General features: G+C 58.5%; 12 protein-coding genes and 1 pseudogene. 7 read left to right on the forward strand and 6 right to left on the reverse strand.

Annotated features, from left to right (window positions below):
• Window positions 1-26: 26 nt before the first annotated feature.
• The 3 genes from AS136_RS20135 to AS136_RS20145 all read right to left on the reverse strand — a co-directional run bounded on the left by AS136_RS20135 (window position 27) and on the right by AS136_RS20145 (window position 3,368).
• Entirely contained in the window at window positions 27-1,199 is a 1,173-nt protein-coding gene (locus AS136_RS20135; protein WP_063266934.1) for a Gfo/Idh/MocA family protein, read from the reverse strand.
• A gap of 13 nt (window positions 1,200-1,212) precedes the next feature.
• Window positions 1,213-2,136, reverse strand: coding sequence for a TIM barrel protein (locus AS136_RS20140; protein ID WP_032735679.1), 924 nt, complete (start codon window positions 2,134-2,136; stop codon window positions 1,213-1,215).
• Between the two features lie 191 nt (window positions 2,137-2,327).
• Entirely contained in the window at window positions 2,328-3,368 is a 1,041-nt protein-coding gene (locus tag AS136_RS20145; protein WP_022065964.1) for a LacI family DNA-binding transcriptional regulator, read from the reverse strand.
• 397 nt (window positions 3,369-3,765) lie between these two features.
• On the opposite strand from AS136_RS20145, the gene AS136_RS20150 reads away from it, so the two are divergent.
• Together AS136_RS20150 and AS136_RS20155 are read left to right on the forward strand one after the other, a co-directional pair.
• Window positions 3,766-5,022, forward strand: a complete 1,257-nt coding sequence (locus AS136_RS20150; protein WP_012541652.1) for a sensor domain-containing diguanylate cyclase — start codon at window positions 3,766-3,768, stop codon at window positions 5,020-5,022.
• Window positions 5,023-5,146: 124 nt separating this feature from the next.
• Entirely contained in the window at window positions 5,147-6,088 is a 942-nt protein-coding gene (locus tag AS136_RS20155) for a hypothetical protein (protein ID WP_023297659.1), read from the forward strand.
• Window positions 6,089-6,208: 120 nt separating this feature from the next.
• On the opposite strand, the gene guaD is transcribed toward AS136_RS20155, so the two are convergent.
• Together guaD and AS136_RS20165 are read right to left on the reverse strand one after the other, a co-directional pair.
• Window positions 6,209-7,519 carry a guanine deaminase gene (guaD, locus tag AS136_RS20160; protein WP_023297658.1) on the reverse strand — a complete coding sequence of 437 codons (1,311 nt, stop codon included), beginning with the start codon at window positions 7,517-7,519 and terminating at the stop codon, window positions 6,209-6,211.
• Window positions 7,520-7,619: 100 nt separating this feature from the next.
• Entirely contained in the window at window positions 7,620-9,116 is a 1,497-nt protein-coding gene (locus AS136_RS20165) for an NCS1 family nucleobase:cation symporter-1 (protein ID WP_063266935.1), read from the reverse strand.
• 144 nt (window positions 9,117-9,260) lie between these two features.
• Here AS136_RS20165 and AS136_RS20170 point away from each other — a divergent pair, with 144 nt between their 5' ends.
• From AS136_RS20170 to puuE, 3 genes and pseudogenes are all read left to right on the forward strand, one after another.
• On the forward strand, window positions 9,261-9,977 hold the full coding sequence (locus AS136_RS20170; protein ID WP_002905523.1) for a GntR family transcriptional regulator: 717 nt from the start codon (window positions 9,261-9,263) through the stop codon (window positions 9,975-9,977).
• Window positions 9,977-10,848: pseudogene (hpxA, locus tag AS136_RS20175) on the forward strand (allantoin racemase). The gene AS136_RS20170 and the pseudogene hpxA overlap by 1 nt, the downstream one beginning before the upstream one ends.
• Window positions 10,733-11,665, forward strand: coding sequence for an allantoinase PuuE (gene puuE, locus AS136_RS20180; RefSeq protein ID WP_032733074.1), 933 nt, complete (start codon window positions 10,733-10,735; stop codon window positions 11,663-11,665). Before hpxA ends, puuE begins: the two are co-directional and overlap by 116 nt.
• 87 nt (window positions 11,666-11,752) lie before the next feature.
• On the opposite strand, the gene AS136_RS20185 is transcribed toward puuE, so the two are convergent.
• Window positions 11,753-12,544, reverse strand: a complete 792-nt coding sequence (locus AS136_RS20185) for a sulfite exporter TauE/SafE family protein (RefSeq protein ID WP_023340186.1) — start codon at window positions 12,542-12,544, stop codon at window positions 11,753-11,755.
• A gap of 109 nt (window positions 12,545-12,653) precedes the next feature.
• Between AS136_RS20185 and AS136_RS20190 the strand changes: the two genes are divergently transcribed.
• Together AS136_RS20190 and AS136_RS20195 are read left to right on the forward strand one after the other, a co-directional pair.
• Window positions 12,654-13,421 carry an AraC family transcriptional regulator gene (locus AS136_RS20190; protein ID WP_016161089.1) on the forward strand — a complete coding sequence of 256 codons (768 nt, stop codon included), beginning with the start codon at window positions 12,654-12,656 and terminating at the stop codon, window positions 13,419-13,421.
• A gap of 203 nt (window positions 13,422-13,624) precedes the next feature.
• Window positions 13,625-13,849: a hypothetical protein gene (locus AS136_RS20195; RefSeq protein ID WP_043875243.1), complete on the forward strand. Its 225-nt coding sequence runs from the start codon at window positions 13,625-13,627 to the stop codon at window positions 13,847-13,849.
• The last annotated feature ends 144 nt before the right edge of the window (window positions 13,850-13,993 follow it).

The raw sequence follows: 13,993 nt of genomic DNA on the forward strand, positions 1-13,993 counted from the left end.
CAGGGCGAGCGCCCTGAGCCAGTGAGTTAGCGGAAGTCGACCCAGCAGGCGCCGTTGTCGGCAGACCGTACGCAGTTTTCCACCCAGCGCACGCCGAACGCGCCGGCGCGAGCGTCCGGATACCAGAAGTCGGCCAGCAGCGCTTCGTCGCGACGGTCGGCGGCATCCATGGCGATGGCGAAACGGCGATAGAGATTCGACCATGCCTCAAACAGTCCCTCCGGATGGCCGCCGCCGATGCGGTCATCCTGACGCGCCAGCGGATCGAGATAGTCCATGCCGCGCTCGAGGATACGCACCGGCTCGCCCTGGATTTCATAGCGCAGCTGGTTGGGCTGTTCATCCCACCATTCGAGACTGGCTTTTTCACCGACGATACGCACCTTTTGTCCGTGCATGGAGCCGCAGTTAACGGCGGAGCTCCACAGCGAGCCAACGGCGCCGTTGTCATACTCCATCAGCACATGGGCGTTATCTTCCAGCGGCGCGCGGCTTTTGACGAAGCTTTGTCTGGCGCACATCAGCCGGGTGATGTTCAGCTGCGGAGCCATGGTTTCAACCAGAAACAGCGGATGAGTGGCCAGGTCGCCCAGAACATAGCTGGGGCCGACAAAGCGAGGATCGACCCGCCAGCGGGTACTGGCGTTTTCCAGCTCCACCGGCTGGGCGTGAAAACCGTGGGCAAACTGCATATTGACGATACGGATGTCGCCCAGCAGCCCGTCGGCGATCATCTGTCGGACCTGCAGGATCAGCTGGTGGCCGGCATAGCCGTAGGTCACCCCGAGGATCTTCTGCTGCCGCTGGCTGAGCGCCACCAGTTCGTCTGCTTCCTCGCTGCTGAAGCACAGCGGCTTTTCGCACACCACGTGCAGCCCAGCCTCCAGCGCTGCCCGGCAGATGGCATAATGGGTGTTATTTGGCGTGGCAATCGACACCGCCTGAATGCCGTCCGGACGCTCCGCCTCGCCGCGGAACAGGCTCTGGTAGTCGGCGTAACAGCGCTCGGGATCCACCCCCAGCTGTTGGCCGAACTGGCGTCCGCGCTCGGCATCAATATCAAAGGCGCCGGCCAGCAGCGTAAAGGTATTATCACGCAGCGCCGCTGAGCGGTGAATATAGCCGATCTGGCTGCTACCGCCGCCGCCGACCATGCCCCAGCGCAGGGTGCGGTCGAGAGGTTTTAAACCGTTAATCATGTTGCGTCTCCTGTCAGAATCCCACGTCGCGCAGATAGCGCAGACTTTCCGTGACCGCCTGCAGGCTGCCTGCGGCATGGCGCGGATCACGCTCTTGTTCAATGGTTATCCAGCCCTGATACCCCCGACGGGCAAGAAAGTCTTTGATGGCCGGATAGTCAATGGCGCCGCTGCCGAGCGGGCACATTACCCCTTCGGCGCAGGCGGTGAAAAAGTCGATGCCCTCGGCGATGGCGCGCTGGTAAACCTGCGGATCCACATCCTTGAAGTGCAGGTAGTCGAGTCGTGCGTAATAGCGATCCAGCCAGTCGAGCGGATCCATACCGGCGTAGTAGAGATGCCCGGTATCCAGACACAATCCCGCGACGTCGTGTGGAATATCGTTCGCCAGCCGCTCGATTTCATCCGCAAATTCGATGCAGCCCCCGGCGTGGGGATGGATAACCGCCCGCACACCGTACTCCTGCCAGGCGAGGGTGCTGAGGGCGGTAATGTGCGCCATCATGCGCTGCCAGTCTTTGTCATCGAGTCGCGGAGCCAGCGCGCTACGCCCGGCAAAGCGCGCTCGCTCAGGGTTGCCGAAATCAATAATCACCAGGTAAGGCGGCTGAACAGGATGCCCTGGCGTGGGTTCGGCGGCCGGAACCTGCGACAGATTGCGGCAGATCTGATGGGTCAGCGCCACCAGGGTGGGGAAATGGGCCTCGCTGACCAGATCGTCAAAGATCGTACCGGCCACCAGCGACAACTGATGCTGTTCCAGCGCCGCGCGCAGGCTGGCCGGGTCGGTGGGCAGGTAGCCCCAGGGCCCAAGCTCAATGCTGCGATAGCCGGCCTGCGCCGCCTCCTTCAGCACGGTAGCCCAGGCGGGAAGGTCAGGGTTTTTCGGGTCATCCACGCCCCAGCTGCAGGGGGCATTGGCGATAGAGAGTGTCATGTTGGCTTCCTTTTTACACAGGGGATGCCGCTGAGTATTGAATAAATATTTCATTCTCAACAATGATGGAATGATGATTTTTTGATGGCCATCATGCTTTGAATTGATGTGGTTTTTGATAGTTTTTTATCAAATTGAGGGCGGGCGCGGTCTGCCCGTTAACTGGCCCCGGCGGCGGCGGGGCCGGGAGTTTACATATTTTCTTTGGTGATGATATCGAAAGGCTGAGGGAGAGAAATCACCTCGCTCGGCGAGCGCGAAACCGCGTCCGTTATGGTGCGTAGCGTGGCAGCGGCAAACGCCTCCAGCCGGTGGTTAAGCATGATGTCGATGGTGCCATCGATCAGCGCCAGTTCACTGTCGTTTAGCGGACCGTGGCAGACCAGAGTGATCGCCTGCTGACGGCCGCTGTCGCGCAGCGCCTCGACAATGCCTTCGACGCCGCCGCAGGGGGCATAGATCGCCTGCAGGGCCGGGTACTGACTCAGCATCTGCTCCGTCACGCTCCTGGCGATATCCGCCCGTTCATGGCTGCGAACCGGCTCCAGGATCTGCTGCCCCATGCCTTGTTCACGCAGGCAGGAGCGGAAGCTGATCTCACAGCTTTCCTGACAGGTAAAACGATTGTCGCCAATGATAATGCCAATTTCGCCATTACCCCGACATAAGCGCTCAATAAACCAGGCCGCAGTGCGCCCGGCTTTTTGATTATCGAGGCCGATATATCCGCTGCGCTGAGGGACCGACAGATCCGAAAGCAGGGTGAACACGCGAACGCCACGGGCGGCAGCCCGGGCCACCGCGTGGCGAATCAGCGGGTGGTCCAGCGCCACCAGGCCTAACACGTCCACTTCGTCACTTAGCCGGTGAATGGCCTGAGCCATCGCTTCCACCGCATCGATGGCAAAATGCAGTATCACCGGCACCTGGCCCGCCGGTAGCCATGGGGCGGCCTCTCGCGTCAGCGCCTGGGCCAGCGGCAGGTAGAAGGAGTGGGTCTCCTGCAGCAGAATAAACCCCATTCTGACCGTGACCGGCGCTTTCCCCGCCGCCAGGCGATAGTGGGGCTGCTCGAGGGTAAACCCCAGTCGTCGTGCCGCCTCCAGTACGCTCAATGCCGTGGACTCCTTCACCGCCGCACGCTTGTTGAGCACCCGGTCGACGGTGGCAATACCGACGTTGGCTTCACGTGCGATATCGGCAAGCGTGATTTTAGTAGCGGATTTTTTCACTATGATGGCCGTTTGTGATGAGAGTTATGATAGAAACTATCACGATTAGTCTGGGCATAAAAGCCGCAATGCGGGCATCCTGGACAAAGCCAATACGCAGCCAACGGGCGAGAAGACCGATAGACACACTCTGTGATCAAAAGCGACTACCAGTTCTGGTATTGCTGCTATGCTGTTGAAATAGAATTAATAAAAAAGACATTATCGCATCCAGACGGTTAAACCACGCGCAAAGTCGCCTCGGGTGGGCGTCGCTGCGTGCAGAACCGACTATACTTGCCGCGCACGCGCGTCATTAAGGCTATTCGGTTGTTTTGTTATCACTTTATACCAGCGTCAGGGACGCATATCGTTATGTGTCGCTTCTGCGCCGGGAATTGGTCGGTTTGGGGCCTGTATGTTATTAAAAGAACTGGCTGTTTTTGATGTATTAAGTACCCCGATATGGGTAGTCCATCCTTTTACTGAAAGTGTGGTCTATGCCAATCCGGCTTCCCGGACATTGAGCGGCGATATGTCGCTGAAGGAGATGCGTAACGGTATCTATTCGACCTGTCCTGAAACGCAGTTACAACATTATCTTCGCTATCTCGATACGATGACCGAGATATTTGAAGTCTGGACGTTACAGACGGGCAAGGGCCTGCAGTCGGTATATTGTAAAACCACCCTGGTCGACACCGACGACAGCGGTACCTTATTGCTGTTTGAAGCCGTGAAGCTGCTGGCGCAAAATCAATCCATTCATACCGGCTCCCGCCGCTATCAGCGACGCAACAATGGTTTTTTTGCCCGTTTTTTTATGACCAATACCGCGCCGATGCTATTGATCGATCCCAGTAAGGATGGTCGAATTGTCGATGCCAATATTGCGGCGCTGCGTTTTTATCATTATTCCGATGAGGAAATGCGCAATAAACATACCTGGCAAATTAATACCCTTGGTCGGGACGTGATCCCCATCATGAATAATATTGCTAATATGCCAGGCGGGCATAAACCGCTTAATTTTACGCATATTTTAGCCGACGGTACGCTGCGCCATGTCCAAACCTATGCCGGGCCCGTAGTGCTTTATAATATTCGACTGATGTTGTGCATTATTCACGATATCACCGAGGAAGTGCATCTGAAAAAAGAGCTGGAATTCTCTGCCGCCCACGATCCGCTCACCGGATTGCTTAATCGCCGTGAATTTTATCGCCTCGTCGAGGCGCCGTCATTTATCGCGCAAGGCTTTTGTCTGCTGTTAATCGATATCGATCATTTCAAGAGCATTAATGATATTCACGGTCATCAAAAAGGGGATGAAGTCCTGCTGGTGATCTCCCGCATTCTGGAAACGTCGGTGGATCGCGAAGATAAAATTTATCGCTGGGGGGGAGAAGAGTTTCTGCTCTTTTTACCCCATTCGCCGATAGCGCGCGCCCTGATACTGGCGGAAGGGATCCGCCAGGCGGTCAGCGAGTATCAGACGCTGTCGGTGACGGTGAGCATCGGCGTGGCCGAACACCATGACGGGGAAGCGATTGATCAGCTTTTTTCCCGCGTCGATAAAGCGCTGTATGTGGCCAAAAATGGTGGGCGCAACCGGGTCTCGCGCCTGCCGTTTGAAAATGTGGAACTGCTGCATAGCCGCGGAGGCGCGGCCTGACCAGCCCGATGCTTTTTCTCCCCGCCGGACGCGCAGGCTGACTCACCGACTATACTGAGTGAACGCCAGCCTGCTGATTTAGGTGGCAATATTGTTAGCCTGTCGCTGAGGTGGCAAACGACATATGGTGCGTCTTTTCGTTCTCCTGTCGGTACTTTCGCTTTCCGCGCCAGCGACGCTGGCGGCGAACGGCCACGCCATCAAACAGCGTGCCGATGCCGTATTGACTCTGATGAGCTATACCGTCGTCCCTGACGTGACCGCCAGCGATCTCAACATTGGTTCCGGCAGCAACGACAAACATAATCTGGCCATCACCCAGTTTGGCGGCGGGGCAACTCTCAGCGAGTCGTTTCCTCTGTACCTTGAAGGTACGATGGGTTACAGCCGTTACGACCCGCGCTTTGTGGTCAGCAATGGCGAACAGACGCGGAATGTGCCGACCAAATGGAACAGTCTGACCACCACCGGCGGCGTCGGTTGGGATTTTTCGCTGCACCGGGACAGCCTCGGAGGCAACCTGGTGCTGCGGCCGATCGTCAATGTGATGCTCGGTACCCTGGCCAGCGATGCGCGTATTGGCAGCTGGGCAATTGAGCGAAAAACCAGCGCCGATCTGCAATTTCTCGACGGCGGTCGGTTCAACGCCTGGGGGCTGGGCGGGGCACTGATGCTGGATTACGAACGCTTCTCTGCCACCCAGGATATTGATGCCGAACTGCGTTACTCCTATATGCATCTGCAAAGTTTCGGCAGTAGCGCCGAGGTGGTGCAGGGCGAGGCCAGCGCGGAGAATCTCGGCCTGTATCTGCGCCGCCGCGCGCCGATAGCCGACTGGACGCTGCTGGGCAACCCGCTGCGTTATGTGCTGGAGGGGGCGCATACTGAATTTCTCGGCGAGCAGCGAGGGGCGCTGGGCTTTACCGGTTTGACCTCCCTGGGGGTTGGCCTCGAGCTGGACAGCAGTAAATACCCGGTCTTTATCACCCGCACCCGACTGGTGGCGCGCTATATGTTCGGCAATAACACCACGGGCTATGGCGTAGGCCTGGCAATGAGTTTTTGATTACCCAAATTCTGGTGCCAGGCAATTCACAGGCCCCCCGGGAGAGGACCTGGAGGCGTGCCAGCGTCGCAACGATGACCGGACGGTTCCCTCTCCCTTTGGAGAGGGCCAGGGTGAGGGTCAATCCTGACACCACACCCGCTCGCCATTCACCCACGTCTCGCTGATATTGCGTTCATCTCCCAGGGTCATCAGCACGAACAACTGCTCATAAATGTCATGGCAGCGGCCTGTGCGCAGACGCTGCAGCGGGGTGACCGCCGGGTCAATCACCACAAAATCTGCCTCTTTGCCCGGCTGAAAATTGCCAATTTTATCCTCCAGCCGCAGGGCGCGCGCCCCGCCGAGGGTGGCGTGATAGAAGGCCTCGCTGGCGCGCAGGCGATAGCTCTGCAGTTGTCCTACCTTATAGGCCTCGCCCAGCGTCCGAAGCATGCTGAAGGTGGTGCCAGCCCCGACGTCGCTGCCGATGCCCATCCGCACCTGGTGCTGCCAGCAGGCGGGCAGGCGGAACAGTCCGCTGCCGAGAAACAGATTCGAGGTCGGACAGAAGGCAACGGCGGACCCGGTGTCATGCAGGCACTGCCACTCGGCATCATCGAGATGGATCCCGTGAGCAAATACGCTGCGTTCGCCGGTGAGCTGATAGTGATGATAGACATCCAGATAGTGCTCATGCTCAGGCCACAGCTGTTTAACCCAGGCGATCTCCTCGCGGTTTTCACTGAGATGTGTCTGCAGCCAGGTGTCGGGAAACTCAGTCCGCAGGCGCTGCACGGCCTCCAGCAACTCCGTTGTCGAGGTAGGGGCAAAGCGCGGGGTGATGGCATAGCCCAGCCTCCCGCGCTGATGCCAGCGGAGGATTAACTCCCGGGTCTGCTCGTAGCTCTCCCCGGCGGTTTCGCACAGATAATCCGGCACATGGCGATCCATCATCACTTTGCCGGCGATCAGCCGCATATTCAGACGCAGCGCCTCGCTGAACAGCGCCTCGGCCGAAGCCGGGTGCAGTGTACAAAACACCAGTGCGGTGGTGGTGCCATGGCTAATCAGCTGGTTAACAAAAAACTGCGCTATCTCCTGCGCGTAATCCGCATCGGCAAACTGGCTCTCCACCGGGAAGGTGTAGGTGGTGAGCCACTCCAGCAGCTGTTCACCAAAGGCGCCGATCATTTCAGTCTGCGGATAGTGAATGTGGGTATCGACAAACCCGGGCAGCAGCAGCTTGCCTCGCTGATCGACATAACCCTTCAGTGGATGCAGAAAGGCTTCGCCCTCCTGCCATGGCAGCAGCGCGATAATTTTCCCGTCCTGCAAGAACAACAGGCCATCATCGAGATAACGGGCCTGAGCAGCCACCTCATCCGGGGTCTCTGCCACGCCGGCGATATCAAAAAATGCACCGCGTACCGCGGTCTGGTAATCCATCATCGAACCTGCCTTCTCTTAACGCCTGGGAATAGTGATAAACAGCAAGATTGGTGCCAGTTTTCAGCCTGCCGCGGCCAGACGCCGCGGCAGGTGGGGAGGGTTACTCTTTTTGCGCTACCGCGCCGGAATGAAAGGCTGCGGTCGCCTGTGCTTCACGCTCGTCGCGGGCCAACCAGCGGTAGAGGGTGGCGCCGAGGAAGACCCCGATAAACCAGCTAAAGTTCGCCACTTCATGCAGGGCCGGAATAAAGCTGATGATCAGCCCCAGGCCCACCGACGGCAGCAGGGCGGCAATCGCTTTCGGGTTAAAGCCGTTGCGGTACCAGTATTTGCCCTTCGGCGTATCGTCAAACAGATCGTCCACCGACACCCGGCCGCGTTTGATCAGGTAGAAGTCGGCGATCAGAATGCCAAACAGCGGGCCAATAAAGGCGCCCAGTACGTCGAGGGTATAGTGGATCAGCTCCGGCGAGTTAAACAGATTCCACGGCGTCAGAAGTATCGATCCCACCGCGGCAATCATCCCGCCGGTACGGAAGCTGATTTTCTGTGGCGCGCAGTTGGAAAAATCGAAGGCCGGAGAGACGAAGTTAGCCACGATATTAATGCCGATGGTGGCGGTAATCATGGTCAGCAGGCCAATGGCCACCGCCAGATCGTTACCCACGCGGCTGACGGTTTCGATCGGGTCAGTGATCATTTTGCCGAACAGCGACTGGGTGCCGGAGACAATCACCACGGTGACCACCGAGAACAGCAGGAAGTTAAACGGCAGACCCCAGCGGTTACCGCGGCGGATCTCGCCCATGCTTTTGCCGTAGCGGGAAAAGTCACCGAAGTTAAGCAGCGGCCCGGAGAAGTAGGAGACCACCAGCGCCGTGGCGGTGATCATCTGCCAGGTCTGCTCGCCGGCGCTCAGGGATTTGCTGGCGAGGGTAAAGGAGATCCCATCCAGACCGGTCTTGTATACAATCCAGCCGGCCAGCGCCAGCATCACCACATAAACTGCCGGACCGGCGATATCGATAAAGCGTTTGATGGCGTTCATGCCATGCCAGAACACCATCGCCTGCAGCAGCCACATGGTGGCGAAGCACAGCCAGCCGAGCGTTGACAGCCCGAGAAAGCTGCTGCTGGTCAGCGAGGCAAGGGAGGGCCAGAACTTGAGCAGAACCAGCATCAGGGCATTCGCCGCCAGATAGGTTTGAATACCGTACCAGGCGAACGCGATCAGCCCGCGGATCACCGCCGGGATATTGGCGCCGAAGACGCCAAACGCCTGACGGCAGATAACGGCGTATGGCACCCCGGCCATCTGGCTCGGCTTCGCCACCAGGTTAGCGCACAGCTGCACAATACAGATGCCGACCAGCAGGCAGAGCAGAACCTGCCAGCTGGCCAGTCCAAGCGTAAAGAAGCTCGCCGCTACTACGTAGCCGCCCATGCTGTGCACGTCCGACATCCAGAATGAAAAAATATTGTACCAGCTCCAGTTCTGGTCGCGGGTGGGCGCCAGATCGTCATTACATAGCCGCGGACTGTAGCTGGCGGCCGCCTCGTGAGTCTTCTTCTGCTGCGTGTGGGATGAATGTGGCATGAAACCTGCTCCTCTGAATGAAAACCCTTTGATATGGATTGCTGAGGCTATTGCAGGATCCAGGCCAGAATGATGAATCTTGTATACAAAAAATAAATTTTATGTATACGATCTGCTATCGATAAGTGAAACCGGAGTGGGTTAATGAATAATGAACATCGTCTCCAGGCCGCGCCAGCGCTGCAGGACAAGGACGAAAGCATTTACCAGGCGCTGATGACGGCCATCGTCGAACATCAGTTGCCGCCGGGCAGCAAACTGCCGGAAGAGGCGCTGGCGGAGGTATTCGCCGTGAGCCGCACCGGCATCAGAAAGGTGCTGCAACGACTCGCCGCTGTGCAACTGGTCACCTTAACGCCCAAACGTGGTGCACACGTCACCAGCCCGAGCGTGGAAGAGTCCCAGGCGATCTTTCGTACCCGGGCGCTACTTGAGGTCGCCAATCTGCCGGATGTGATCGCGCGCTGCCAGCCGCCGCATCTGGCGGCGCTGGAGAACATTATTCAGCGTGAACAGCAGGCCCATGAGGCGCACGACGGCCCGGCGGCGATCCGCCACTCCGCTGACTTTCATATTCAGCTGCAGGCTATCTCCGGCAACCCGGTGCTCACCGAGATGGTGACCCGCCTCAGCCAGCGCTCCTCTTTAGTGATTGCCGCCTGGGGCGCCCCCTGGCGACAGGGCTGCCGTTGCGACGATCACCAGCAGCTGGTGGGTTTGCTGCGGGATAAAGCCCTGCAGCCACTTAGCGAGGCGCTGATGCACCATTTTGATCATATTGTCGCCAGCTTGTGTTTCGAGCGCGATGGCGTCAGCCTGCCCGATTTTTCCCGGTTGTTCGCCGGCCACAAGGAGTCGTGATGTCTGCCATATGTATACAAGTGATCAACCCCAATACCAGCCTGGCGATGACCGAAACGATAGGCGCCGCCGCGCGTGCGGTCGCCGCGCCGGGTACCGAGATCCTTGCGGTCTGTCCCCACGCCGGGGTACCGTCCATTGAAGGCCACTTTGACGAGGCCATCGCGGCGGTCGGCGTGCTGGAGCAGATCAAGGCCGGACGCGAGCAGGGGGTGGATGGGCATGTGATCGCCTGCTTCGGTGACCCGGGGCTGCTGGCGGCGCGGGAGCTGGCCCAGGGGCCGGTGATCGGCATTGCGGAAGCCGCGATGCATATGGCGACGATGGTCGCCACTCGTTTCTCCATTGTGACCACGCTGCCGCGCACGCTGATCATCGCCCGTCATTTGCTGCACCAGTACGGATTTCATCAACATTGCGCGGCGCTGCACGCCATTGATTTGCCGGTGCTGGCGCTGGAAGACGGCAGCGGCCTGGCGCAGGAGAAAGTGCGTGAGCGCTGCATTCGCGCGCTGAAAGAGGATGGTAGCGGGGCGATTGTCCTTGGCTGCGGCGGGATGGCGACCCTGGCGCAGGAGCTGACCCGCGAGCTGCGGGTGCCGGTGATCGATGGCGTCAGCGCGGCGGTGAAGATGGTGGAGTCACTGGTCGCGCTGGGCCTGGCGACCAGCAAGCACGGGGACTTAGCGTTCCCGGAGAAAAAAGCGTTAAGCGGACAGTTTCAGTCGTTAAATCCATTTTAAAAGGGGCAGGAGATGGTAGAGAACCAGGAGCACTATCCTCGCGATCTGCGAGGCTATGCAGGGCAGCCGCCGCACGCGCGCTGGCCGGGCGGGGCGCGGATCGCGGTGCAGTTCGTCCTCAACTATGAGGAAGGCGCGGAGAATCACGTCCTGCATGGCGATGCGGGGTCGGAACAGTTCCTGTCCGATATTATTGGCGCCGCCAGCTACCCGGCGCGCCATATGTCGATGGATTCACTCTATGAGTACGGCAGCCGGGCAGGGTTCTGGCGCATCCATCGTGAGTTCAGCCAGCGCGGGCTGCCGTTGACCGTTTTCGGCGTGGCGATGGCGCTGGCGCGGCACCCGGAGATTGTGGCGGCGATCAAGGCTGCGGATTACGATGTAGTCAGCCACGGCTGGCGCTGGATCCACTATCAGCACATGGATATTGCCGAGGAGCGCGAGCATCTGCATAAAGCGGTGCAGGTACTGACCGACCTGTTCGGCAAACCGCCCACCGGCTGGTATACCGGCCGCGACAGCCCCAACACCCGCCAGCTGGTGGTGGAGCACGGCGGCTTTGACTACGACAGCGATTATTACGGCGATGATTTACCTTTCTGGAGCGAAGTGGCCTGCAGCGACGGCAGCCAGCGGCCGCACCTGATCGTGCCTTATACCCTCGACGCCAACGACATGCGCTTCGCCACCGCCCAGGGGTTCAACACCGCGGAGCAGTTTTATACCTATCTGAAAGACAGCTTTGACGTGCTGTACGCCGAGGGTGAAACCGCGCCGAAGATGATGTCCGTGGGGATGCACTGCCGACTGCTTGGGCGTCCGGGCCGTTTCCGTGCGCTGCAGCGTTTCCTTGACTATATCCAGCAGCACGACAAGGTGTGGGTCTGCACCCGGCAGCAAATTGCCGACCACTGGCGCGAAACCCATCCGTATCGCGGGTAGCTTGCTGCCACTCATCTGGCCCTCTCCACAGGGAGAGGGTACCGCCCGGTCGCGTCTGTTGAACCGGTTCACCAGGATGTATTTTGATTATTGAATGAGCATGGCGAGGAGTACCAGGCACAGCAGCAGCACATAGATGCGTGCATACCATACATCAGGTACCGCAGGGATTGCCCGGCGGCTAAACACTATCCCGGCCCAGCCGGTCAGGACGAGCAGGCCTAAAATTTTCAGGCTGATAAACCCCAGAAATCCGCTCAGCGGAATGCTGTGCCAGCCAATGACGGCATAGGTCACAGCCCCGCATAGCGCCACGGGCAAAGAAAGCGGGTTGGATGCGCTAACGCACTCCTGCATCTCATACCCGTGTCGCCGTAGCAGGGGCACCGTCATGACGCTGCCGCCCACGCCCAGCAATGCGGCAATCATACCGATAACCATACCGCCGCCAGTGACTACTGGCAGGGACAGCCGACGCCGAGCGCTGCCCCTGAAAAAACCTTTGCGCAACAAACAATCGCTGATGGTTGCCAGCATATAGAGAATAAACAGCGCGCGAACGATCTTCTCGCTCAATATCCCCGCCAGACAGGAGCCGACCACCGCCCCAATGGCAATAAACCATAACAACGGAAACAGCGTCTGCGCGGCAAGCTTACCCGCCCGCCAGTTTCGATAGCTGACCCAGCCGGCGTTAAATATCATCACCGCCGTTGAGGTAGCCACCGCGACATGCATGGCGTTTCCCGCGAGTTCCGGCTGCCGAAGGATCAGTTGATAGACAAAGGGCACCACCACAAAGCCCCCTCCGAAGCCGAACAGCACGGTGGTAATGCCGGTCGTAAAGCCTGCCAGCGCAATAATAACGATATCATTCAAGAAAATATCCCCGACCTGAAAATGAGCGAGCAGCTTATACCGGTCGCGTACGGCTTCCCATTTGCGTAGCGCTCAATTACCTTTGTAAATCGGTCAGAGGGGGGCAGGTGTGCGCAACGTAAAAATTGACGAGGTCGATCGGCTCGATCGCGAAGTGGTGGCGTTAGGGAATGACTATGCGCAAGGGTATATACTGCCACCGCACCAGCATCGTCGCGCACAGCTGCTGTATGGCGCGACCGGACTGATGTATGTCACCACTCAGGACGGAGAATGGGTGGTTCCTCCGCAACATGCTGTCTGGATCCCTCCTGAAACCGTGCACGCCGTCAGATTTGTGGGGGTGACCACGCGTAGCTTATATATTGAGCCAGATTATGTGGCCGCTTTCATTAAACACCGTCGTTGCGAAGTGATCAGCGTCTCGCCGCTGTTGCGCCAGCTACTGCTTGAGGCTGTGGATTTACCACCGTTGTACGACAGCCCACGCGATCGCACGCTGATACAGTTGATGTTGCTGGAACTGGCCGCCATGCCGGTCCGCGAATTTGACATTCCGTTGCCTCAGCATCCGGCGCTGCTGGCGCTTTGTCAGGCTTTTTTGCTTAACCCCTCTATCCATGATCCTGCGGCGCGCTGGGCCAGGGCGCTGTTTATGAGCCAGAGCACCTTTCGCCGGCATTTCCTGAAGCAACTGGGCCTGTCATTTTCCGCCTGGCGTCAGCGAGCCTGCGTGGTGAGCGCCCTGGCATGGTTGATAGCAGGGAAACCGGTGAACGAAGTGGCATTATCCCTTGGATACGACAATGCCTCCTCTTTCGCCACCATGTTCCGCCGCGTGACCGGGCAGCCGCCATCGTTTTATCACCCAGCCTGATGCGTCGGGGAAGGGGACTCCGGCAGCATGTGTCGGAAATGAATGTCGCTTTTATGGCGTTGCTATGCGCTAACGTAGTCATAAGACAGACAATCCGGGAATGCCTGGCTTGCGCCTTCAGGTACCCCTACATTTAGTGGTGGCTACATCCAGGCGGTTTATCTATTCTGCCTGTAACCGTGAGAAGACCGGAGTCTCTCTTAGTGAACCATTTAATCTTTGAAAAAGTCATCATCATCTTTCTTCTCATCCTGTGGGGATTCGATACATTCAGAACCAGGAAAAGAAAACGTTATGATCCCGCCATTGAAGCCGCTGATGCCAGCGAACGCCATCAATGGCGCTATCTGAGATGGGGGTTTCGGATCATACAGGTGGTAGCGGGAGTGTATATCGTCGTGCAGCTGATTCAGGTTTTACTGAGATAGAGGCCGCCGGTAGGGCGACGGGACAGAACATCTGGCTAACCAGAATGAGGTCAGACAATAGCGGTTTTCACGTCGGCAAGGGGAAGTTCCGCTCTGTGCCAGGAGCGGACATTCATATCTGAGTACTGAGAGCCTTAAGCCGCT

Source organism: Klebsiella sp. D5A (genome assembly GCF_001620885.1).
Taxonomy (GTDB): domain Bacteria; phylum Pseudomonadota; class Gammaproteobacteria; order Enterobacterales; family Enterobacteriaceae; genus Klebsiella; species Klebsiella variicola.